A 22658-nucleotide genomic window follows, 5' to 3' on the forward strand; every position below is an offset into this window, starting at 1 on the left:
TGCCCGCACAGTGAAGCGGTCGCGATGCCGATCCCGGGCAGGCGGCGCGAGGCGGGATGCCAACCCATTGACCGGATCGAAAGAGGAAAGCCGATGAGTACGTACGCTTTGACGACACCGAATGACGTTTGCCGCGCGGGCTGCGATCTCGCGTTGCGCATGGTCGCGCTGAACCGCGACTGGCAGCATGAATGGCACGCGCTGGCAGGGCGGCGCATCGAGCGCGATCGCGACGCGGTTCGCCACCTGCAGCAGGCGCTTGCGGACACGAAGGAGTGGACGGCCTTCGGCGAGGCGGCCCGGCAGGTGATGCGCGACTACGCGATCGCGAGCGTTGCGCTCTGGCAGGACGCCACCGAGCTGTGCATGCGCGCGCAATTCGAAAGCGCCGGCGCATGGCGCACGTGGGCGCGCGAATACGGCGCGGGCGCGCTGTCGCGATATCAGACCGACTGGTTGCCCGATCTGGAACGACTGGCCGTGGTCAACGAAGCCAGCATGCCGTGGGCGGACTGGATGACGGCGCTCGAGCGCGGGATCGAGGGCGCGAACGACGGGGCGTCGGTTGCCGTGCGCCGCCCGAATGGCGCGACCGGCGCACCGGAGAACGACCATGTGCGCTGACCGCGTCGCGTTCGTCACGGGCGGAATGGGCGGCCTGGGCGCCGCGATCAGCCGGCGCCTGCACGATGCCGGCATGACGGTGGCGGTGTCCCATACGGAAGGCAACGATCACGTCGCGACGTGGCTCACGCACGAACGCGAGGCGGGCCGGACGTTCCACGCGTTCGAGGTCGACGTCGCCGACTACGATTCGTGCCGGCAATGCGCGTCGCGCGTGCTGGCCGAGTTCGCGCGTGTCGACGTGCTCGTCAACAACGCCGGGATCACGCACGACGCCACCTTCGTGAAGATGACCAAGAGCATGTGGGATGCGGTGCTGCGCACCAACCTCGACGGCATGTTCAACATGACGAAGCCGTTCGTGCCGGGGATGATCGAAGCCGGCTTCGGGCGGATCGTGAACATCGGCTCGGTGAACGGTTCGCGCGGCGCATACGGGCAGGCGAACTACGCGGCCGCGAAGGCCGGCATCCATGGTTTCACGAAAGCGCTGGCGCTCGAACTCGCGCGCCACGGCGTCACGGTCAACACGGTGGCGCCCGGCTATCTGGCGACCGCGATGCTCGAGACGGTGCCGAAGGAAGTGCTCGACACGAAGATCCTGCCGCAGATTCCGGTCGGCCGCCTTGGCAATCCTGGCGAAATCGCCGAGCTCGTCGCGTTCCTGTGTTCCGACGCGGGGGCTTTCGCGACCGGCGCGGAATTCGACGTCAACGGCGGCATGCACATGCGATGAAAGCATCCGTCACGCGCTTGCCGATCGAGCACGAATCGATGCGGCCAACGGGTAAGAACGAACCGGCGTCGCGCTCGGCAGAATGCGCGCCGGTCCGCACGTCGCCCGCCGAACAATGGAACCGCGCCGCGCATGCGGACGTGGCCGCGATGACCTTCGGGCTGTCGCCCGTGTCGATGGCGCTCGCCATGCTCGACTGGGGCGCGCATCTGGCCGTGTCGCCGGGAAAATGCTTCGAGCTCGCGACGCAGGCGTGGCTGGCCGCTCTCGCGCCGGCCGCAAGCCCGGGCGACGGCGGGGCCGACGATGCCGACACGAGCGGTCTGACCGTGCACGCCGGGCAGTCCGATCCGCGCTTCGCCGCGCCCGCGTGGTCCGGCTGGCCGTTTCGCGCGTATCGCGACGGCTTCCTGTCGGTCCAGCGCTGGTGGCGCGACGCGACTCGCGGCGTGCCGGGCGTCGAACGGCATCACGAGGAACTGGTCGGATTCGTTGCACGGCAGTGGCTCGACGCGTGCTCGCCGGGCAATTTCCTGGCGACCAACCCGGTCGTGCTCGACGCGACGATGCGCAGCGGCGGCGCGAATCTCGCAGCCGGCTTGCGCCACTGGCTGGACGACGCGAACGCGTTGCTCGATCGCACGAGCGGCACGCGCGCCCGCGACACACGCGGCTATCTGCCGGGGCGCGACGTGGCGATCACGCCGGGCCGCGTCGTATGGCGCAACGCGCTGTGCGAGCTGCTGCAATACGACCCGACGACGCCCGCCGTCGCACGCGAGCCGATCCTGATCGTGCCGTCGTGGATCATGAAGTACTACATTCTCGACCTGCAGCCGCACGATTCGCTGATCCGCTTCCTGGTCGATGCCGGCTACACGGTGTTTGCCGTGTCGTGGCGCAATCCGGGCGCGGAGGCGCGCGAGCTCGGGCTCGACGATTACCTGCGCGACGGGTGCATGGCGGCGCTCGACGCCGCGCGGTCGATCTGCGGCGAAGCCGTCCACGCGGTCGGCTACTGCCTCGGCGGCACGCTGCTGGCGATTGGCGCGGCGGCGCTCGCGCGCGACGGGCGGCAGCACGAGGCATTGCGGTCCGTCACGTTGCTGGCGGCCCAGACCGATTTCAGCGAACCCGGCGAACTCGGCCTCTTCATCGACGCGAGCGAACTGTCCGCGCTCGATGCGCTGATGTGGCGGCAGGGCTATCTGGACGGCGCGCAGATGTCCGCCGCGTTCCAACTGCTGAATGCGCGCGACCTGATCTGGTCGCGCATGATGAGCGAATACCTGCTCGGCACGCGCACCAAGCCGAACGACCTGATGTCGTGGAACGAGGACACCACGCGCATGCCGTACCGGATGCATACGGAATACCTGACGCAGCTCTTTCTCGACAACGATCTCGCGGCCGGCCGCTACTGCGTCGACGGGCGGCCGGTCGCGCTGTCGGACATCGACGTGCCGACGTTCGTGGTCGGGACCGAACGCGATCACGTGTCGCCCTGGCGCTCCGTCTACAAGCTGCATCTGCTCACGCACCATGCGCTGACGTTCGTGCTGACATCGGGCGGCCACAATGCCGGCATCGTGTCCGAGCCCGGGCATCCGGGGCGCCACTATCGCTGCGCGACGCGCGAGCCCGGCGCGCCTTATCGCAGCCGGCACGACTTCGTGCGCGAAACGCCCGTGATCGACGGATCGTGGTGGACGTGCTGGCGCGACTGGCTGCGCGCGCATTCGTCGGGCGACGTGCCGGCCCGCGTGCCGGCCGCCGGCTTCGGCGCGGCGCCGGGCGCGTACGTGCTCGAGACATGAACATGAGCCTGCATCCGGAGGTGTCCGTCGGCGCGCGCCTGCCCGGCCTGTTGTCGCGCGCGGACGACGAACTGCCCGAGTTGATCGCGCGTGCGCGCCATGCGCCGCCGCTGACGGTGGCCGTCGTGCATCCGTGTGACACGGCCAGTCTCGTCGCGCTTGCCGCGATCAATGCGTCGCCGCTGGGCGCGGCGATCGAGCCGCTGATCGTCGCGCCGCGGGCGAAGGTGTCGCGCGTGGCGGACGAAGCGGGCGTCGATCTGGCGAAATGGACGATCGAGGACGTGCCGCACAGCCACGCGGCGGCAGCCCGTGCAGTGGCGCTCGCGGCGTCGGGCCACGCCGGCGCGCTGATGAAGGGCAGCCTGCATACCGACGAGCTGATGGGCGCGGTGGTTGCCGCGGAATCGGGCCTGCGTACCGACAAGCGCATGTCCCACTGTTTCCTGATCGAGGCGCCCGCCTATCCGCGCCCGTTCCTGCTCACCGACGCGGCCGTCAATATCGCCCCGGATCTCGCACAGAAGGCGGCCATCACGCAGAACGCGATCGACGTCGCGCATGCGCTGGGCGTTGCGTGCCCGCGCGTGGCCGTGCTGTGCGCGGTGGAGACCGTCAATCCGGCGATGCGTTCGACGCTCGACGCGGCGGCCCTGGCGAAGATGGCCGAGCGCGGGCAGATCGCGGGGGCCATCGTCGACGGCCCGCTCGCGTTCGACAACGCGATATCGCAGCGGGCCGCGCGCGAGAAGGGGATCGACTCGCCGGTTGCCGGCCGTGCCGACATCCTCGTCGTGCCCGATATCGAAGCGGGCAACATGCTCGCGAAACAGCTCGAATACCTGGGCGGTGCGGCGAACGCGGGCGTCGTCGTGGGCGCGCGCGTGCCGATCGTGCTCACGAGCCGCGCCGACGGCGTCGCCGTGCGCGTCGCCTCCTGTGCGCTCGCGGTATTGCTGGCACAGGTCCGGCATGACGCCGCCCCGATACCTGAACAGGCTCCCCTTTCGATGGAGGAATCGCGATGAAAGCACTCGTTTATCACGGCCCCGGGCGCAAGGCGCTCGAACGGCGACCCAAACCGGAACTGCAGTCGCCGACCGACGCGATCGTCCGCGTGACGCGCACGACGATCTGCGGCACCGATCTGCACATCCTCAAGGGCGACGTGCCGACGTGCGAACCGGGCCGCATTCTCGGCCATGAAGGCGTGGGCATCGTCGAGCAGGTCGGCGCCGCGGTCGATTCGCTGAAGCCGGGCGATCACGTGCTGATTTCGTGCATCTCGTCGTGCGGCCGCTGCGAGTACTGCCGCCGCGGACTGTATTCGCATTGCACGACCGGCGGCTGGATACTCGGCAACCGGATCGATGGCACGCAGGCCGAGTTCGTGCGCATCCCGCATGCACCGACCAGCCTGTACCGGATTCCGGCCGGCGCGGACGAGGACGCGCTCGTGATGCTGTCCGACATTCTGCCAACCGGATTCGAATGCGGCGTGCTGAACGGCAAGGTGCAGCCGGGCTGCTCGGTCGCGATCGTCGGAGCGGGGCCGATCGGGCTGGCGGCGTTGCTGACCGCGCAGTTCTATTCGCCCGCGCGGATCATCATGATCGACCCGGACGGCAACCGGCTCGAGGTCGCGAAGCGCTTCGGCGCGACCGACTGCTTCGACGGCAGCAGCGGCGACCCCGTGGCGGACGTGATGAAGCTGACCGACGGCGTCGGCGTGGATTGCGCGATCGAAGCGGTCGGCATTCCGGCGACGTTCGAGATGTGCACGTCGCTCGTGGCGCCCGGCGGGGTGGTCGCGAACGTCGGCGTACACGGCGTCAAGGCCGACCTGCACCTCGAGAAGCTGTGGGATCGCAACATCTCGATCACGACGCGGCTCGTCGACACGGTCAGCACGCCGATGCTGCTCAAGACCGTGGGCGCGGGGCGCCTCGATCCGACGCGCCTGATCACGCACCGGTTCTCGCTCGACGACGTGGAGCGCGCGTACGACACGTTCGGGCGCGCCGCGCAAACCCATGCGTTGAAGGTCATCATCGAAGTCGGCTGATCGACGGGCCGCGCGCGGCAGTAGCTGGGGAGCGGAGTCCCCGCTTCCCGAGCCGCGCAGCAGGCGTTTCGCCGGCGATTCGCCGGCAGTCGCGGTCAGGAAGGCAGCGCGGCGGGTTCCTGCGTGTTGCCGGATTCAACTTCGTCCAGATCGACGCACTGCTCGTAGGTCGGCACCTCGCACTGCCAGTGCAGGCTCTCCGAGATGCGCCGGCGCATCGCATCCGCTGCGGCGGGCTCGCCATGCGTGACGAACGTTCGCACGGGCGCGCACTGCATCGTGCCGAGCCACTTCAGAATCTCTTCGTAGTCGCCATGTGCCGACAGCGTCGTGATCGACTCGACCTGCGCGCGCACGCGAACGTATTCGCCGTGAATCTTCAGCGTCGGTTCATGCGCGGCCAGTGCCGCGCCGCGCGTGCCGGCGGCCTGGTAGCCGACCAGCGCGATCGTGTTGCGCGCGTCGGGCGCGTAGCGGGTCAGGTGATGCAGCACGCGCCCGCCGGTCGCCATGCCGCTGCCGGCGATGATGACCATCGGGCCGTGGTGTTCGGCAATCGCCTTCGACTGGTCGACCGACCGGATCATCGTTGCCGCGTGGCCGAGCGCGTTCGCTTCGGACACGGTCAGGCGGTGCTCGAGGATATGGTGGCGGTAGATCTCGGTCACGTCGGTCGCCATCGGGCTGTCGAGGAACACCGGGACGCGCGCCATGCGGTCGGACGCCTTCAGCCGCGCGATGTAGTGCAGGATTTCCTGCGCGCGGCCGACGGTGAAGCAGGGCATCACGACGACTCCGCCGCGCGCGAAGGTCTTGTCGAACATCGCGGCCAGTTCGTTCTCGGGATCCGACGCCGGATGCAGCCGGTCGCCGTATGTCGATTCCACGACCAGATAGTCCGCATGCGCGGGCGGGCGCGGCGGCTGCATGATCGGGTCGTGATACCGGCCGAGGTCGCCCGAGAACGCGAGCACCTTGTGATCCCAGTGCATCACCACGCTCGCCGCGCCGAGGATGTGCCCGGCCGGCAGCAGGCGGAACGACAGGCCTCCGCCCAACGCCGTGCATTCGTCGAACGCGACGGGCTTCAGCAGGCGCAGCGCGCGCTGCGCGTCGTCCAGCGTGTAGAGCGGTTGCGCCGGATGATGCTTCGAGTAGCCGTGCCGGTTCGCGAAGTCGGCTTCCTCCTCCTGTAGCCGCGCGCTGTCGCGCAGCATGATGTCGCAGAGTTCGGCCGTGGCCGCCGTGCAGTACACCGGCCCGCGATAGCCTTCGCGCACCAGCACCGGCAGGTAGCCGCTGTGATCGATGTGCGCGTGGGTGAGCACGACCGCGTCCAGCGTGTCGGGCGCGAGCGGCAGCGCGCGCCAGTTGCGCAGCCGCAGGTTCTTCGTTCCCTGGAACAGGCCGCAATCGACCAGGACGCGCCGGCTGCCGTGCTCGACCAGGTATTTCGAGCCGGTCACCGTTTCGGTCGCACCGAGAAAAGTCAGTTTCATGGATTGTCTCACCGGGAGTCGACGGAACAGTAAGTCGATTACATCCCGAACGCGCGAGCGGCGATTGACCGAAATCAGGAATTGCGGAATCCCCGTGCCGCCGGCCGGGCAAGATGCCCGGACGGCGTGCGGGTTGACGAGGATCAATCTCCGGCCCCAGACGCGGCAGGATAGTGATCCTGCATGCGCGATGCGTATCGGCATCACGAGTCCATCGGGATGAACCCATCATGACGTTGATCGCCAATCTGGATGGTGCCGGGCACCTTTACCGGCTGTGCTTCGTCCGCTCGCCGTGGGCGTGGTTCACCTGCTTGCCGCTCGACGAGCAATGCGGCGAGCGCTGGGCAGACGTGCCGTATCAGAATGCCGCGAAACCGCCGTACAGCGATTCGCGCGCGCAATTGCTCCGGGTCGCGTTCGACGCGCCGAGTCTGTTGCCGCCCGAGGCCGGGCGGCACGGGCATGCGTGGAGCGTCCAGCAGATCAACCACGGCGCCGCGCCGTGGCTGCGCAGCGAGGATTTCGTCGATGCGCTGACGCTGACGGTGCCGGCCGGCGCCACGCTCGCGACGTTCGTCGAACGGATCGAGGCCGCCGGCGGCACCGTCTACGGGCCGCTCGGCTGGGCGGAATTGCCGCCGTGGCAGCGGCCCGATATCGTGCCGCAGACGGGCTGAATGGGACAAAGCCGGGCGGAACGGGGTTGAATGCCCGTGCGACCCGTGCGACCCGTGCGTCAGCCCGCGTTTCCCCAGCCGCCGCCGAGCGCGACGTAGAACGCAACCGTGTCCTGCAGGCGCTGCGCGACCGTCTGCAGCCATGCAATGCGGGCCTGATGGTATTGCATGTCGGCGACCAGCAACTGGACGTAGCCGGCGATCCCCGCGTCGTAGCCGGCCTGCGTGAGCCGCAGCGCGTCACGCGCCGCGACCATCGCGCGCGCCTGCGCATCGAGCGCCGCCGCGTCGTTGGCAAGCGCGCGCAACGTGTCGGCCACCTGCGAGAACGCTGACAGGACAACCTGCCGATAGGCCGCATCGGCTTCGTCGTACGCATCCTGCGCGGCGCGGCGCTGGTTCAGCAGCGTGCCGCCATGAAAGATCGGCGCGGCGAGCCCGGCGCCGACACTCCATGCGCGGCCGGCCGGCGCGAACAGCTTGCCGGCGACGGCGCTGTCGAAGCCGCCCGATGCGGACAGCGTGAGGTTCGGATAGAGCGCGGCCGTCGCGACGCCGACCTGCGCGCTGGCCACGTGCAGCTGGGCCTCAGCCTGCAGGATGTCGGGGCGGCGGCGCACCAGCGACGACGGCGCCGTGTCGGGCAGGCTCGCCGGCAGTTCGATCCCGTCGAGCGACAGGTCCGGCGTCCGCCAGTCGACCGGGTAGCGGCCGGCCAGCAGCGCGAGCAGATCGTCGGCCTGCGCGCGTTTCTGGTCGAGCGCGGGCAGCGCCGCCTCGAGCGACGCCCGCTGCGATTCCAGCGTCAGAACCGCGACGTAGGCCGCCGCGCCGGCGGTCACCTGCGCACGCGTCAGACGAATCTGCTCGTCGAGCAGGCCGATCATTTCGCGCGTCGCCGCGGCTTCGTCGCGATAGGCCGCGCGCGCGACCATCGTATTGACGACGTTCGCGGTCAGCATCAGGTAGGCGCCCGCCAGCGCCTGCCGTTGCGCGTCGACGTCGGCCGCGAGCGCTTCGACCTGGCGCCGTTCGCCGCCCCACAGGTCGAGCGTGTAGCTGACCGTCGCCGACAGCGTGAACAGGTTGAAGATCGACGCCGGCAACGCCTGGCCGGTGCGCAGCGGCGTGGCGCGCTGGCGCGACGCGCCGGCCTGCGCATCCACCTGCGGAAAGAAGATCCCCTGGCCGGCCCGCAGCGCGTGCTCGCTGCGCCGCAGCGTCGCTTCGGCGAGATCGAGCGTCGGGCTGCCGGTCAGCGCCTCGGCGACGGTCGAGTCGATCGCGCGGCTGCCGAAGCGCGTCCACCAGTCGCGCGTGAGCGCCACGTCCGCCGACAATGCCTGCGTCCGGCCACCGCCGCGCCAGGAGCCCGACGCCGTGCCCGGATCGTCCGGCGGCACGAAGCGCGCGACGCGCGGCGCGGGCGGCGGCACAAAGTTCGGCCCGACCGTGCATCCGGCGAGCAGCACGGCGACGGCCAGTGCGCCGGTTACCCGGCGCAGCGCGAGCGCGCAACGGGCCCCGTTATTTGCCTGCGACGTAGACATCGACGATCTGCCCGGGAAACAGCCGCACATTCCTGTTCGGCACGATACGGAAAATGACCGGCAGCACGCGCACGTCGACGCGCTCGGTGCGCTGGTCGGACAGCTCGATCTTCGGCGTGACGTACGGCTGCACGCGCACGAACTGGAGATCGGCCTCGACCGACGTGCCGCGCACGAACATGTGCGCCTTCAACGCATGCAGGTCGGGTAGCTGGTGGATCAGGATTTCGTCGATGTAGCAGCGCACCTGCAGGCGGTCGGCCGGCGTGCCGAGCACCACGGCTGGCGTGCTGCCCCGCGTATATGTGTCGTAGAGCCCCTGCGAGGTCAGGTAGGCTCCCACGGCCGCGTTCATCGCGAGGACGGTGCCGTCCGCCGGCGCACGCAACGTGTAGCGCGCGAGCAGGGCGGCCGCCGCGTCGGCCGCGAGCCGCAGCGCGATGGCCTGCGCTTCCTGGTTGCGCACGTCGTAGCGCCACGCGCCGGCCTTGGTCAGACGATACTGCCGCGTCACGACGTCCAGGTTGGCCGCAGCGACGCGAACCGTGTTCGCGGCCGTGTCGAGTGCATCGCGGCTGACGGCTTTCGGATCGATGTCGTACGCGTGCCGCTGCTTGTCGTACTGATCCTGCGCGAGCTTCAGGCTCGCCTGCGCGGCCGTGGTCTGCGCACTGGCCACGTCGAGCACCTCGCGGCGCGGCTGGGCCTTCAACTCGTCGAGCAGCGCGGCGGCCGCGTCGGCCTGTGCGGCCAGCTGGGCGGCGGTCGCGCGCTGCACCGAGTCGTCGATCGTCAGCAGCGCGTCGCCGGCCTTCACCGGATCGCCGTCGTGCACGAGGATGCGCGTCACCGCGCCCGAGACGTCCGGATAGACGTTCACGTTCGCACCGGCCGGCTGCTCGCTCTCGACGATGCCGTTCGCATAGACGCCGCGCGCATACGGATTGGCCGCCGGCTTGAATACCGGCGGTTGCGGCGGCTCCTGGCGGCTGTATAGCCATGCGGCGGCGACGCTTGCCAGGAAGCCCAGCACTGCCGCCACGAACACGAGCCGGTGTTTCATCGCGCACCTCCGCGCTCGATGCCGTTCAGCTTGCCGTCTTCCATCCGCAGGATGCGATCCGCGTACTCGAAGATCCGCGCGTCATGCGTGACGATCACGATGCAGCGCTTGTCGTTGAGCACCTCGTGCTTGACGAAGTCGATGATCATGCGACCCGTGTCGCCGTCGAGCGACGCGGTCGGTTCGTCAAGGATCAGCAGGTCGGGCTGGCTGACGATCGCGCGCGCGATCGCGACGCGCTGCTGTTCGCCGCCGGACAGCTTCACGGGCGGCAATTGCGCGCGGTTCGCGAGCCCGACGACGTCCAGGTACGCGCGCACTTCCTTGATCGCGTCGTCCCACGGCCGGCGCTTCAGGATCAGCGGAATCGCGACGTTCTCCGCGGTCGTGAGCCGCGGGAACAGGTGGTAGTCCTGGAACACGAAGCCGATCCGGTTCAGCCGGAAATCGGCGATCGCGTCGTTCGGCTGCGCCCACAGATCGACGCCGTCGATCGACACCGAACCGTCGTCCGGCCGCAGGATGCCGGAGATCACGCTGAGCAGCGTCGTCTTGCCGCTGCCGGACGGCCCGACGATCAGCAGCATCTCGCCGAAGTTCGCCTGCATCGACACGTCGCGCAGCGCCTGCGTGCGCGCGTCGCCGTCGCCGAACCATTTGCTGACGCCGCGCGCGTCGATCGCGATGCCGGCCATCGTCATCCCCGGAAGATGTCGAACGGCTCGATGCGCAGCACGCGCCGCACGCCGAGATAGCTCGAGATCGTCGCGATCACGACGACCATCCCGAACGCGAGCGACAGGTTGCCGTACGTGACGAGCGCCGCATAGTCCGGAATCCGCAGTTTCGCGAGACTGATCATCAGCACGCACAGCCCGACGCCGATGCCGTACCCGGTCAGCGCGGTGAACGTCGCCTGGAACAGGATCATCGCGACCAGCTCGCGGCTCTTCGCGCCGATCGCCTTCAGCGCGCCGAACTTGTCCAGGTTCTCGAGGATGAATGCATAGAACGTCTGACCCGAAATCGACAGGCCGATGATGAAGCTGATGATCGTCATCAGCATGATGTTGGTGCCGAGCCCCGTCTCGTACTTGTAGAAGCGCGCGATCTGCGCGATGAATTCGTCGCGCGTGTACGCGCGATAGCCGAGCGATTGCACGACGGCCTTGATGTGGGCGACGTCGGCATCCGACTTCGGCTCGACGAGGATGTACGAGGTCGTGAAGCGCGGCGACGGAATGTAGCGGATCGCGCGCGCATAGGTGGTGTAAAGCGTCGGCGTGCCGAACAGTCCGCTCGCGGCGACCTTCGCGATGCCGACGATCACGCCGCGATGATCGTTCAACTCGAAATCGGTGCCCACGGACGGATTCTCGAGCTTCGTAAATTCGGGATCCTGAATCGCGATGAAGCCGTTTTCCGCGTAGATGTCCTCGATGCGGCCTTGCAGCATCGTCGGGCGGCCGAGCAGGCTGGCGTCGTCGAGGCCGACGACCGTCACGGCCTGGTAGGTACCGGAACGCAGCTTGACGAGCGCGCCGCCCGAATAGAGCGGCACCGCATACTTGACGCCGTCGATGCTGCGCACGGCGTCGAGCACGTAGTCGGGCATGCCGATGCTGTTCGCGATCGTCTTCACGGCCGGGTCCATCACCCAGACCTTCGCGCCGATATTGATGACCGACGCCGACGACTTGTTCAGGATGCCGGCGAACAGCGATGTCATCTCGATCATCAGCAGCACCGAGAACGTGATGCCGACGGTCAGCGCGGTGAATTTCGCGCTGTCGTTGACGAGCAGCTTGAACGCGAGACGGAGAATGCCGTTCATGATGGCGAATCCAGCGCGTCCGGCCCGTGCCGCTATCGTCCGGACGATGCCGGATCCAGTTGCGCGACGAACGCGACGATGCCCGACACCAGTGCGATGATCGCGTACGGGACGACCCGCTCGTCGATCAGCATCGCGTGCACGACGCCCAGCAGCGAGGCGAGCGCGATGAACACGCAGAACGTTGCAAGCGCGCTTCGATATGGCAGACCCATCATGACGTTCTCCCGGGAAGCGGGCGTCGCGGACGGCGTTGCCGCCCGCGCAGCCGCCGCTGGTTGCGCAAGACATGGCGTCATGATCGCGTGCCGCGCCCCGGCACGATTGATCTGTATCAACGGACGAATTCCGGCGTCGCTGTCGCGACGCGCCGATCAAGTCATCTGACCAATCGTCTTGCGGAATCGCGTCAGCGACAGCAGGAACAGCACGCATCCGATCGCGAACAGCGCGGCAAACTGGGCCCACACCGCATCGAGCCCGGCACCTCGATACAGGATGCGCTGCGCGAGCTCGACGAAATGGGTGGTCGGCGCGGCCAGCATGATGTCCTGCACGACGGGCGGCATGCTTTCGCGCGGCGTCAGCCCGCCCGACAGAAGTTGCAGCGGCAGCAGCACGAGGACGAGCAGCATGCCGAACTGCGGCATGCTGCGCACGAGCGTCGCGAGAAAGATCCCCATCGACGTGGTCGCGAACAGGTGCAACGCCATGCCGGCCACGAACAGCGGCACGGAACCGGGAATCGGTACGTGCAGCGCGCCGCCCACGACGAACGTGAGCGACGCGACGGCCGCCGCCGCGACGACGAGCCCCATCGACCAGACCTTCGCGAGCATGATTTCCGCCGCCGTCACCGGCATCACGAGCAGATGCTCGATCGTCCCGTGCTCGCGCTCGCGGATCAGCGCGGCTCCGGTGAGGATCATCGACAGCATCGTCACGTTGTTGATCAGTTCCATCAGCGCGCCGAACCAGACTTCGTCGAGATTCGGGTTGAAGCGCATGCGCATCGCGAGATCGACGGGCGGCAACGCCGCGCCGCGATGGCGCCGCACGAATGCGTCGATCTCGCCCGACACGATCTGCTGGATGTAACCGCCGCCGGTGAACGCCTGCGTCATGCGGGTCGCATCGACGTTGAGCTGGACCGTCGCGTGGCGGCCGGCGAGCACGTCGCGCTGGAAATCCGGCGGAATGTCGAGCGAGAACGTGTAGTCGCCATCGTCCAGCCCGCGATCGGCGGCGCGGGCGTCGACGATCGGCGGCGGCGCGAACTGCGGCGGGAAGAACGCCGCCGCGATGCGCGCCGACAGCGGCGACGCATCCTCGTCGACGATCGCGATCGGCACCTTGTGCAGCGTTTCCGGGCGCGCGGTGGCGGCGACGTAGATCGACGCGCTGAACGTATAGACGATGAGTGCGAGCAGGATCGGGTCGCGCGCGAGGCTCCACAATTCCTTGACCCCGAGCCGGAAAATGACGAGCAGGCGCGACATGGTCAGCGCTCCTGCTTGCGCAGCAGCACGCCCGTCATGACCAGGATGACCGGCACGGACGCGAGCATCGGCCAGAACTGGGACGACAGGTCGGCCAGCCCGAGCGCCTTGTTGTAGACGCCGCGGCTGATCGCGAGCATGTAGGTGGCCGGGTAGACGGTGCCGATCCACTTGCCGCTGCCCTCGAGCGACGACAGCGGTGTGAGCAGCCCTGAGAACTGCACGACCGGAATCAGCGTGCCGACGATCGTCATGAAGATCGCCGCGATCTGGCTGCGGGTAAACGTCGACGCGAACAGCCCGATGCCGGTGGCCACGACGTTGAATATCAGCACGGCGGCCGCCAGCGTCGTGAAACTGCCCTTGATCCGCACGCCGAACACGACATCGGCCAGCACGACCATCAGCAGGAAGTTCAGCATGGCCAGCATGACGTAAGGCGCCTGCTTGCCGAGCAGGAATTCGGCGCGCGTGACGGGCGTCACGTACAGGTTGACGATCGACCCGAGTTCGCGTTCCCGCACGACGGCGAGCGCCGTCAGCATCGCGGGCAGCATCAGTAGGAGCATCGGCATGATCGCCGGAATCATCGCCGGCAGGCTCTTGACGTCGGGGTTGTAGCGATAGCGGATCGCGATGTCCACGGCCGGGACGAGCGATACGCCGAGCCGGCGCCTGGCCTGGTCGCGCAGCCAGTTTTCATGCATGCCGGCCACATAGCCGCGGATCGTCTCCGCGCGCATCGGCATCGCGCCGTCGACCCATGCGCCGATCTCCACGCGGCGCCCGCGCGCGACGTCGCGCGCGAAACCGGGCGGGATCTCGAGCGCGAGCGACAGCTGGCCGTTGCGCATGCGGCGCTCGATGTCGCGGTCGTTTGCGAGCGGCGCGCGCGGCACGAAGTAGCGGGACCCGGCCAGATTCTGCGCATAGTCCTGGCTCAGGATCGACTGATCGCGGTCGAGCACCGCGAACGTCAGGTTGTCGACGTCGAGACTGATCCCGATGCTGATCACGCACATCAGCACGAGCGAGCCGAACAGCGCCAGCGTCGCGCGCAACGGATCGCGTCGCAGTTCCAGCACCTCGCGCCACAGATAGCTGCCGGCGCGCGCCGGGCTGAACCACGCGTCCGCGTGGCCGGCACCGGCCGCCGCGGGCGGCGCCGCGAGCCAGCCGGCGTCGGACGGTGCATCGGCCGCCGCGCCGCCCGCGCCCTCCGCACCGTCAGCATCAGCATGCTGCGCATCGCTCAGGTAGCCGATGAACGCGTCCTCGAGCGTGGCCGCACCGCGCAGGCGCACCAGTTCGGCCGGCGCTGCGCTCGCGAGCACGCGGCCCGCATGCATCAGCGAGATGCGGTCGCACCGTGCGGCCTCGTTCATGAAGTGCGTCGAAATGAAGATGGTGACGCGATCGTTGCGCGCGAGCTCGATCATCAGCCGCCAGAAGTCGTCGCGCGCGACCGGGTCCACGCCCGAGGTCGGCTCGTCCAGGATCAGCAGCTCGGGCTTGTGCACCATCGCGACCGCCAGGGACAGCCTCTGCCGCATCCCCAGCGGCAGGCGCTCGGGCAGCGCATCGAGTGCGTCGGCCAGCCCGAACCGCTCGACCATTTCGGTCACGCGCGCAGGCACGTCCGGTTCCGGCACGCCGAACAGGCGCGCGTGCAGCACGAGGTTCTGCCGCACGGTCAGTTCTCCGTAGAGCGAAAACCCTTGCGACATATAGCCGACGCGCCGGCGCGTGTCGACGTCGTTCGCGGCGACCGGCCGGCCGAACAGCGTCGCCGTGCCTTCGGACGCGGGAAGCAGGCCGGTGAGCATCTTCATCGTCGTCGACTTGCCGCAGCCGTTGGAGCCGAGAAAGCCGAAGATTTCGCCTTGGCGGATCTGCAGGCTCACGTGGTCGACCGCGACGAAATCGCCGAACCGCATCGTCAGCGCGTCGGCCTCGATCGCGTAGCCGGCCGCCGGGTCGGGCTGGAACGGCTCGATCGCGACCGGCTGGTGTCCGTGCCGGCGCGCGTCCGGCAGCAACGCGATGAACGCGGCTTCCAGCGTGTCGCAACCCGTGCGCTCGAGCAGCTCGCCGGGGCTGCCGGTGGCCAGCACGCGGCCCGCGTCCATCGCGATCAGCCGGTCGAAGCGGCGAGCCTCGTCCATGTACGCGGTGGCGACCAGCACGCTCATCGTCGGACGCGCGGCGCGAATACGGCCGATCAGTTCCCAGAACTGCGCGCGCGACAGCGGATCGACGCCGGTCGTCGGTTCGTCCAGGATCAGCAGGTCGGGATCGTGGATCAACGCGCAGCACAGGCCGAGCTTCTGCTTCATGCCGCCGGACAGCTTGCCGGCCGGGCGATCGAGGAACGGCTGCAGGCCGGTGCTGCGCGTCAGCGCGTCGATCCGGCGGCGACGCTCCGCGGCATCGTGGCCGAACAGCCGCGCGAAGAACTGCAGGTTTTCCTCGACCGACAGCGTCGCGTACAGGTTCCGGCCGAGGCCTTGCGGCATGTAGGCGATGCGCCGGCAGACGCGTGCGCGATGGCGACGCGACGCCAGGTCGCCGTCGAGCGTCCATACGCGGCCCTGCTGGATCGCGCGCGCGCCGGACACGAGCGCGAGCAGGCTCGACTTGCCGACGCCGTCCGGCCCGATCAGGCCGATCATGCGGCTGGCCGGGATGTCGAGGGTCACGTCGTCGAGCGCGTATTGGTCGCCGTAGCGCAACGTGACGCCTGACAGCCGGGCGACCATGCGCGGATCGGCCGGCACCGGCGAATCGTCGATCGCACCGGCATCGGTTCCGGCGGGCGTCGTCGCGTTCATTGCGGCACCCTGATCGCGAGGCGCTCCGGCCAGTCCGCGTGCGGGTCGGTCTTCAGCCACGCGACACCCGGCAATCCGGTCTTCACGCGCTTCAGGTGGCGCTGCAACAGATCGCGATCGATGCGTGCCTTGACGCGGAACATCAGCTTCTGCCGCTCGGTGGCCGTCTCGACCGTCTTCGGCGTGAACTGCGCGGTGCTCGACACATACGACACGCGTGCGGGAATCACGTATTCCGGCGCCGCATCGAGCACGATCCGCACGTCGGCGCCGAGCGGCACACGGCCCACGACTGCCTCGGGCAGGAAGAACGTCATGTAGACGTCGGACAGGTCGACGACGTTGAGCACCTTGCCGCCCGCCGGCAGGACTTCACCCGATTCGGCGATGCGGTACTGCACACGCCCGTCGCGCGGCGACGTCAGTTCGCTGTCCGCGATGTCGGCCCGTACGCGCGCCACGGTCGCCTGCGCGGCCGTCACGGCCGAGCGGGCCGCGACGAGCTGGGCGCGCGTTGCGTCGACGGCGGCCTGGGCAGCTTCCACCTGCGCGCGGGCGGCGTTCACGGTCGCGCGCAGGCTGCCGGCGCGCGCGCGATCGTCGTCCAGTTCCTGCAGCGACGACGCACCGTCGCGCGACAGCGTTTCGGACCGCGCGAGCCGCCGCGTGGCCGCGTCCAGCTCGCTTTCCCGTTGCACGACGACGGCCGCGGCCGCAGCCTTGTCGCTGCGGCGCTGCGCGACCTGCGCGTCGATGCTCGCCGCGGTGTTCACCGCCTGTTGCTCGCGCGCCTGTGCCTCGTCGAGCTGCGCCTGCAGGACGACGACGTCCATGCGCGCGAGCGGCTGGCCGGCCGTCACGAAGTCGCCTTCGTCGACGAGCATGGCGGTGACGCGCCCCGGCAGCTTGGTCGCGACGTCGATTTCGGTCGCCTCGATGCGGCCGTTGCCGCTGACGAGCCCCGCATCCGTCTGGCCGTCGCGCCAGCGCGTCCACCCGTAGTACGCGAGGCCGATCGCGAGCACGGCCGCACCGACACCGATCAGAAGAGGGCGCGGGATGGTTTTCATGGTGTGTTGTCCGAGTCTGTCGAAAGGGGAGCCGTTGCCGCGGTGGTCTTGCCGGTGTCGATCTCGCCGCCGCCGAGCGCGCCGTACAGCGCGACGCGGCTCGACAGCAGCGCACGGCGCGTCATGACCAGTTGCTGTTCGGCGTTCATCAGGTCCCGTTGGGCATCGAGCACTTCGAGGAAGCGGGTCGCCCCGCTGTCGTAGCGCAGCTTCGCGAGGCGTGCGCGCTCGGCCTGCGACGCCAGCGTGGCGCGCTCGATGGCGACCTGGTCGGCGAGCCAGTGGCGCGCCGCGAGCGCATCGGACACGTCGCGGAACGCGCGCTGCAGCGTCTTCTCGTACTGCGCGAGCGCCTCGTCGCGTTGCGCGTGCGAGAGCGCGAGATTCGACCGGTTGCGGCCGCCGTCGACGAGCGGCAGCGTGACGTTCGGAATCACCGACCACACGCCCGCGCCGGACGACAGCAGGTCATGCAGCGCGCTGCTTCCCGAGCCGATCGCGCTCGTCAGTGCGATGCGCGGAAAGAATGCCGCCCGCGCCGCGCCGATGTTCGCGCGGGTCGCCTGCAATTCGTGCTCGGCCGCGATCACGTCCGGGCGCCGGGTCAGCAGCGACGACGGCAGGCCGGGGGCGAGCGACGGCAGCACCGCGCCGTCGTCGAGCGCGAGCGGCGTGTCGGCCAGCGCCGGCGGCGCACCGACGAGCAACGCCAGCGCATCGGCCGCCGTCGCGCGCGCTTGCTGCAACTGGACGCCAAGCGATTCCGCCTGTTGCAGCAGGATTTCCGATTGCGTCAGGTCGAGGCGGGAGATCGCGCCGGCCGCGTGGCGAAGCCGGAAAATCCGCAGCGATTCGCGGCGTGTGTCGATCGTCGCGCGGGTCAGCGCGATGCGTTCGTCGATTTCGCACAGGGTCAGATATGCGTTAGCGACACCGGTGACGACGCTCAGCGTCACCGCCCGTTTCGCCGCGTCGCTCGCGAGATAGCGCTGGAGCGCCGCGTCCTTCAGGTTGCGCACGCGTCCCCAGAAGTCGAGCTCCCATTGCGTCTCGGCCAGCTGGACTTCGTAGAGCTGGCCGATGACGGGCGCCGGCGTGAGGAAGCCGCCCGGCGTGCGAAACCGTGCATAGGCCGCCCCCGCGCCGATCGTCGGCCATTGATCGGCGCTGCGGATGCCGTAGACCGCGCGCGCCTGCTCGACCCGTGCAACGGCCGCGCGCAGATCGCGGTTGTCGGCGAGCGCCTGCCCGATCAACGCGCGCAGGCGTGCGTCGACGAAGTAGGCCTGCCACTCGGGCACGGGCGCCGCGGATGTCGCGGGCGTCGCGTCGGCGGAAGGATCCGGAAAGGAGGCGGGAATCGGTGCGGCGGGGCGCTCGTCCGGTGGCGCAAGCGACAGGCAGCCCGACAGCAGCCCCATGCCTGCCGCGAGCGCAATGGCACGCATGCGCCGCACGACGGCTGGATGAAAGCGAACAGCAGGCGCGGCAGCGCGCATGGGATGCCTCGTCGAATACTGAAATGCGGGAATACGGGATGGCGTCGCCCTCCAGGCGCTGCCGCTTCGGATTCACTTATATCCGACGATTGCAGGGTTTCCCCTTGATCTGTGTCACTCGGGCGGGAATGCGTTTCGAGCCGCCCCTCGCTTGACGCGCGCGTCGCGGCGTGCCTCCGGCGGTTTCGTGATCGCGTGCCGGACGCAACCGCGTGGTGCCTGTCACGGGCGATCGCCCGGCCCCGGATTGAGCAGCACGACGAACGCGAGGATGCTGGAGATCAGCGTCACGATCGAGTACCTGAACACCTCCTCGTCGAACAGCATCCCGTGAACGATGCCGACCAGCGACGCAATCGCGATGAACACGCAGAGCGTCGCGAGCACGATGCGGTACTGCTTGTGGATCATGACGGTCTCCCGGAAAGCGGTGGACGTCGACGGTCGTACGAATGCGAAACGCGCCGGTTGCGGCGGTTTTCGCGACGTCCGCCGATTCATGATCGCGTCGCGCCCCGTTGCGCGGTTGATCTGCGTCAATGGACAAAATCGGCCATCGCCTGCCCGACGGCCTCTGCCGTCAGCCCGCCTTTGATTGATCCTCGTCAACCCGCCGGCGCGGCCGTGCGCGATGCTGTACACGGTGCCGCACGCGCTCGCTCGCATGCTTTGCGGCCGGCACGGGCCGACGGGAGACCGACATGAAATCCGATGCAGTACTCAAGCAGGATGTCGAGCAGGCGTTGTTCTGGAATCCGGCGATCGATGCACGCAGGATCGACGTCGAGGTGCGCGACCGGATCGTGACGTTGCGCGGCACGGTCGACAGCTGGGCCCAGAAGCTCGAGGCGCAGAAAACGGCACTGCATGTCGCCGATGCGCGCGCACTGGTGCTCGAACTGAACGTCGCCCCGCCGGAGAACGCGTGCGCGGACCAGGAACTGGCGATCGCGATCACGTTCGCGCTCGGATGGCAGGAGGCGTTGCGCGATCACAAGATCAGCGTCGAGGTCGATCACGGCTGCGTGACGCTCGATGGCGAAGTCGATCACGCGTATCAGAGCCGGGCGGCGGAAGCGATGGTGAGCCGGATGATCGGCGTCGTCGGCGTGGCGAACCGCATCCGGGTGCGCACGGACCATACGGTGCCGGACGTTGGCGCGCGGATCGCCGAGGCGCTTGCACGCCGCGCGCAGCGTGAATCCGCGGGAATCTCGATCGACGCGGCCGACGGCATCGTCACGTTGACGGGCACGGTCGCGTCGCTCGCCGAAAGGCGCGCCGCATGCGGTGCGGCCGGGTCGGTGAGGGGTGTCCGGCAGGTCGTCGACCGGCTGACCGTTGCCTGACCGGCTTGCTTGTGCTGTCTACTACCAGGAGAAGCAGCGATGAACCGTTCGCATACCGGCCCCGGCCGAAACTATCTGCGCCGCGACAAGCGCATGCAGCCGCACACGAAGGACAGTTACCGTGATCCGAAGCGACCGACCGGCGACCGCATCTGCGAAGGCTGCGGCGCGGTCTGCGAAGCCGGCCGATGGACCTGGTCCGCGACCGCGCTCGACCGGCGCCAGCTCGAATGCCCGGCCTGCAAGCGCATGCGGGAAAACGTGCCGGCGGGCGAACTGGTGTTGCACGGCGAGTATCTGCGCGCGCACCGGTCGACGATCATCGAATTGCTCGAGCACCAGGCCGATCTGGAGACGAGCGAGCACGCGCTCGAACGCATCATGGACATCGAGAAATCCGCCGATTCGCTCATCGTGCGAACGACAGGCGTGCATATGGTCCGCCGTCTCGGCGAAGCGCTGCTGCATGCGCACCACGGCGATCTCGCGATCAACTACCGCGACGGCGAGGACGTGCTGCGTGCGCACTGGACACGCGACGACGTGTGAGCGGGTGGTCGTCCGCCGGGCAGGTTCGATCCCATGAACAAATCATTCGACTACTCCGGGTTGCTGATTCCGATCGCGTTCGCCGTGCTGGTCGCGGTTCAACTGCTGGCGCGTCAGCCGGCGGCGACGTCGATTTCCTACAGCGATTTTCACCACCTGGTGGACGCACGGCTCGTCGACGATCTCGAGATCGGCCAATCGTCGATCTCGGGCACGTTGCGCATGCCGGAGGCCGGCGCCGCGCTGCCCGCGTCCGACGCGGCCGAGGTGAAGGACGCCGGGCCGCCGTGGCGCTTCACGACGAACCGGGTGAGCGACGAAGGCCTGGTCGCCGCGCTGACCCATGCCGGGATTCGCTATCGCGGCGCGACGGATACGGGCTGGATGGGGACGCTCGCGGCCTGGATCTTCCCGCTGATCGGCTTCGTCGTGATCTGGAATTTCTTGCTGCGACGGCCGGGCGGGATGCGCGACCTGAGCGGCATGGGCAAAAGCCGCGCCCGCGTGTACATGCAGAAGGAAACCGGCATCACGTTCGACGATATCGCGGGCATCGACGAAGCGAAGGCCGAGTTGCAGCAGATCGTCGCGTTCCTGCGCAACCCCGAACGCTACCAGCGGCTCGGCGGCAAGATCCCGAAGGGCGTGCTGATCGTCGGCGCGCCCGGCACCGGCAAAACGCTGCTCGCGCGCGCGGTCGCCGGCGAAGCCGCGGTGCCGTTCTTCACGATCAGCGGTTCGGCGTTCGTCGAGATGTTCGTCGGCGTCGGCGCGGCGCGCGTGCGCGATCTCTTCGAACAGGCCCAGCAGAGCGCGCCGTGCATCGTGTTCATCGACGAGCTCGATGCGCTCGGCAAGGCGCGCGGCGTCGGCTTGATGTCGGGCAACGACGAGCGCGAGCAGACGCTCAACCAGTTGCTCGTCGAGATGGACGGCTTCCAGGCCAATTCGGGCGTCATCATCATGGCCGCGACCAACCGGCCCGAGATTCTCGATCCCGCGCTGCTGCGCCCCGGGCGCTTCGACCGTCACATCGCGATCGACCGGCCGGACCTGACCGGACGCAAGCAGATCCTCGCCGTCCATACGAAACGGGTAAAGCTCGCGCCGGAAGTCGACCTGGCCGAGCTCGCTCAGCGCACGCCGGGCTTCGTGGGCGCCGATCTCGCGAACGTCGTCAACGAGGCCGCGCTGCATGCGGCCGAACTGGGCAAGCCCGCGATCGGGATGGCCGATTTCGACGAAGCGATCGATCGCGCGATGACCGGCATGGAACGCAAGAGCCGCGTGATGAACGAACAGGAAAAGCGGACCATCGCGTATCACGAATCGGGGCATGCGCTCGTCGCGCAAAGTCGCGCGCACTGCGATCCGGTGAAGAAGGTATCGATCATTCCGCGCGGGATCGCGGCGCTCGGCTACACGCAGCAGGTGCCGACCGAGGATCGCTACGTGCTGCGCAGGAGCGAATTGCTCGACCGGCTCGACGTGCTGCTCGGCGGGCGCGTGGCCGAGGAAATCGCATTCGGCGACGTGTCGACCGGCGCGCAGAACGATCTCGAGCGCGCGACCGCACTGGCGCGTCACATGGTGATGCAATACGGGATGAGCGAGAAAGTCGGCCTCGCGACGCTGGACGATGGCGCGCGCCAGGTTGGTGCGCCGGGCGTGTGGACGCCGGGCGACGGCCGTTGCAGCGAGCACACGGCGCGACTGATCGACGAAGAGGTGCGCGCGCTGCTCGAAGACGCGCATGCGCGGGTCACGGCGACGCTCGGCGAGCACCGCGACGCGCTCGAGCGGATCGCGCGCAGCCTGCTCGAGCACGAATCGATCGATCACGACATGCTGGTCGCGCTCATCGCGCCGCCGGACGATGCCGACGCGGCGCCCCGGCCGGCGCAAGCCGACGCGGAAACGACCACGGGCGTTTCTGCCTGAAGAAACGACCGCCGCGATCGCGCCGGACGCCTGCCGCCCGCCATCGCGGCGT

The 22658-nt window shown here is 68.7% G+C and carries 20 protein-coding genes; 9 read left to right on the top strand and 11 right to left on the bottom strand.

Annotated features, from left to right (window positions below):
* Positions 1-93: 93 nt before the first annotated feature.
* From WS51_RS27740 to WS51_RS27760, 5 genes are read left to right on the top strand one after another with little or no spacing between them, the layout of a single operon-like run.
* Positions 94-624 (top strand): hypothetical protein, encoded by a 531-nt coding sequence (locus tag WS51_RS27740; protein ID WP_060128782.1) that lies wholly within the window; start codon positions 94-96, stop codon positions 622-624.
* Positions 614-1360, top strand: a complete 747-nt coding sequence (locus WS51_RS27745; RefSeq protein WP_069230137.1) for a beta-ketoacyl-ACP reductase — start codon at positions 614-616, stop codon at positions 1358-1360. Before WS51_RS27740 ends, WS51_RS27745 begins: the two co-directional genes overlap by 11 nt.
* On the top strand, positions 1357-3177 hold the full coding sequence (locus WS51_RS27750; protein WP_069230138.1) for a PHA/PHB synthase family protein: 1821 nt from the start codon (positions 1357-1359) through the stop codon (positions 3175-3177). The genes WS51_RS27745 and WS51_RS27750 overlap by 4 nt, the downstream gene beginning before the upstream one ends.
* Positions 3174-4205 carry a bifunctional enoyl-CoA hydratase/phosphate acetyltransferase gene (locus tag WS51_RS27755; RefSeq protein WP_069228032.1) on the top strand — a complete coding sequence of 344 codons (1032 nt, stop codon included), beginning with the start codon at positions 3174-3176 and terminating at the stop codon, positions 4203-4205. The genes WS51_RS27750 and WS51_RS27755 overlap by 4 nt, the downstream gene beginning before the upstream one ends.
* Positions 4202-5242 carry a zinc-dependent alcohol dehydrogenase family protein gene (locus WS51_RS27760; protein WP_059540633.1) on the top strand — a complete coding sequence of 347 codons (1041 nt, stop codon included), beginning with the start codon at positions 4202-4204 and terminating at the stop codon, positions 5240-5242. The genes WS51_RS27755 and WS51_RS27760 overlap by 4 nt, the downstream gene beginning before the upstream one ends.
* Before the next feature lie 95 nt (positions 5243-5337).
* Here the strand turns inward: WS51_RS27760 and WS51_RS27765 are convergent, their stop codons facing one another.
* Positions 5338-6741: an MBL fold metallo-hydrolase RNA specificity domain-containing protein gene (locus WS51_RS27765; RefSeq protein ID WP_069230139.1), complete on the bottom strand. Its 1404-nt coding sequence runs from the start codon at positions 6739-6741 to the stop codon at positions 5338-5340.
* A gap of 230 nt (positions 6742-6971) precedes the next feature.
* Between WS51_RS27765 and WS51_RS27770 the strand changes: the two genes are divergently transcribed.
* A complete protein-coding gene (locus WS51_RS27770) occupies positions 6972-7421 on the top strand; it encodes a hypothetical protein (protein WP_054315777.1) in 450 nt (149 codons plus the stop codon).
* Positions 7422-7480: 59 nt separating this feature from the next.
* Here WS51_RS27770 and WS51_RS27775 read toward each other — a convergent pair whose 3' ends face one another.
* The 10 genes from WS51_RS27775 to WS51_RS27820 all read right to left on the bottom strand — a co-directional run bounded on the left by WS51_RS27775 (position 7481) and on the right by WS51_RS27820 (position 19178).
* Positions 7481-8971 carry an efflux transporter outer membrane subunit gene (locus WS51_RS27775; RefSeq protein ID WP_069230140.1) on the bottom strand — a complete coding sequence of 497 codons (1491 nt, stop codon included), beginning with the start codon at positions 8969-8971 and terminating at the stop codon, positions 7481-7483.
* Positions 8949-10034: an HlyD family secretion protein gene (locus tag WS51_RS27780; protein ID WP_069230141.1), complete on the bottom strand. Its 1086-nt coding sequence runs from the start codon at positions 10032-10034 to the stop codon at positions 8949-8951. The genes WS51_RS27775 and WS51_RS27780 overlap by 23 nt, the downstream gene beginning before the upstream one ends.
* Positions 10031-10735 carry an ABC transporter ATP-binding protein gene (locus WS51_RS27785; RefSeq protein ID WP_069230142.1) on the bottom strand — a complete coding sequence of 235 codons (705 nt, stop codon included), beginning with the start codon at positions 10733-10735 and terminating at the stop codon, positions 10031-10033. Before WS51_RS27785 ends, WS51_RS27780 begins: the two co-directional genes overlap by 4 nt.
* The gene (locus WS51_RS27790) at positions 10732-11868 is read right to left on the bottom strand and encodes an ABC transporter permease (RefSeq protein ID WP_054315773.1); all 1137 of its coding nucleotides are present in this window, start codon (positions 11866-11868) and stop codon (positions 10732-10734) included. Before WS51_RS27790 ends, WS51_RS27785 begins: the two co-directional genes overlap by 4 nt.
* A gap of 32 nt (positions 11869-11900) precedes the next feature.
* A complete protein-coding gene (locus WS51_RS27795) occupies positions 11901-12086 on the bottom strand; it encodes a DUF2964 family protein (protein ID WP_034202928.1) in 186 nt (61 codons plus the stop codon).
* A 156-nt stretch (positions 12087-12242) separates the two neighbouring features.
* Positions 12243-13367 (bottom strand): ABC transporter permease, encoded by a 1125-nt coding sequence (locus WS51_RS27800; RefSeq protein WP_059511389.1) that lies wholly within the window; start codon positions 13365-13367, stop codon positions 12243-12245.
* Between the two features lie 2 nt (positions 13368-13369).
* A complete protein-coding gene (gene rbbA / locus WS51_RS27805; RefSeq protein WP_069230143.1) occupies positions 13370-16198 on the bottom strand; it encodes a ribosome-associated ATPase/putative transporter RbbA in 2829 nt (942 codons plus the stop codon).
* Positions 16195-17268, bottom strand: coding sequence for an HlyD family secretion protein (locus WS51_RS27810; RefSeq protein WP_059504927.1), 1074 nt, complete (start codon positions 17266-17268; stop codon positions 16195-16197). The genes rbbA and WS51_RS27810 overlap by 4 nt, the downstream gene beginning before the upstream one ends.
* Positions 17265-18767 (bottom strand): efflux transporter outer membrane subunit, encoded by a 1503-nt coding sequence (locus tag WS51_RS27815; RefSeq protein WP_059504925.1) that lies wholly within the window; start codon positions 18765-18767, stop codon positions 17265-17267. The genes WS51_RS27810 and WS51_RS27815 overlap by 4 nt, the downstream gene beginning before the upstream one ends.
* Before the next feature lie 222 nt (positions 18768-18989).
* Positions 18990-19178, bottom strand: coding sequence for a DUF2964 family protein (locus WS51_RS27820; RefSeq protein ID WP_059505352.1), 189 nt, complete (start codon positions 19176-19178; stop codon positions 18990-18992).
* A gap of 290 nt (positions 19179-19468) precedes the next feature.
* Between WS51_RS27820 and WS51_RS27825 the strand changes: the two genes are divergently transcribed.
* The 3 genes from WS51_RS27825 to ftsH are packed head-to-tail and all read left to right on the top strand — an operon-like array spanning position 19469 to position 22606.
* Complete coding sequence (locus WS51_RS27825) at positions 19469-20116, top strand: BON domain-containing protein (protein ID WP_059504923.1); 648 nt, start codon at positions 19469-19471, stop codon at positions 20114-20116.
* A gap of 39 nt (positions 20117-20155) precedes the next feature.
* Positions 20156-20665, top strand: a complete 510-nt coding sequence (locus WS51_RS27830) for a BCAM0308 family protein (RefSeq protein WP_059540617.1) — start codon at positions 20156-20158, stop codon at positions 20663-20665.
* A 33-nt stretch (positions 20666-20698) separates the two neighbouring features.
* Positions 20699-22606, top strand: a complete 1908-nt coding sequence (gene ftsH / locus WS51_RS27835; RefSeq protein WP_059504918.1) for an ATP-dependent zinc metalloprotease FtsH — start codon at positions 20699-20701, stop codon at positions 22604-22606.
* Positions 22607-22658 lie beyond the last annotated feature (52 nt).

The organism is Burkholderia territorii (genome assembly GCF_001718335.1).
In the GTDB taxonomy this organism is placed as follows: Bacteria; Pseudomonadota; Gammaproteobacteria; order Burkholderiales; family Burkholderiaceae; genus Burkholderia; species Burkholderia territorii.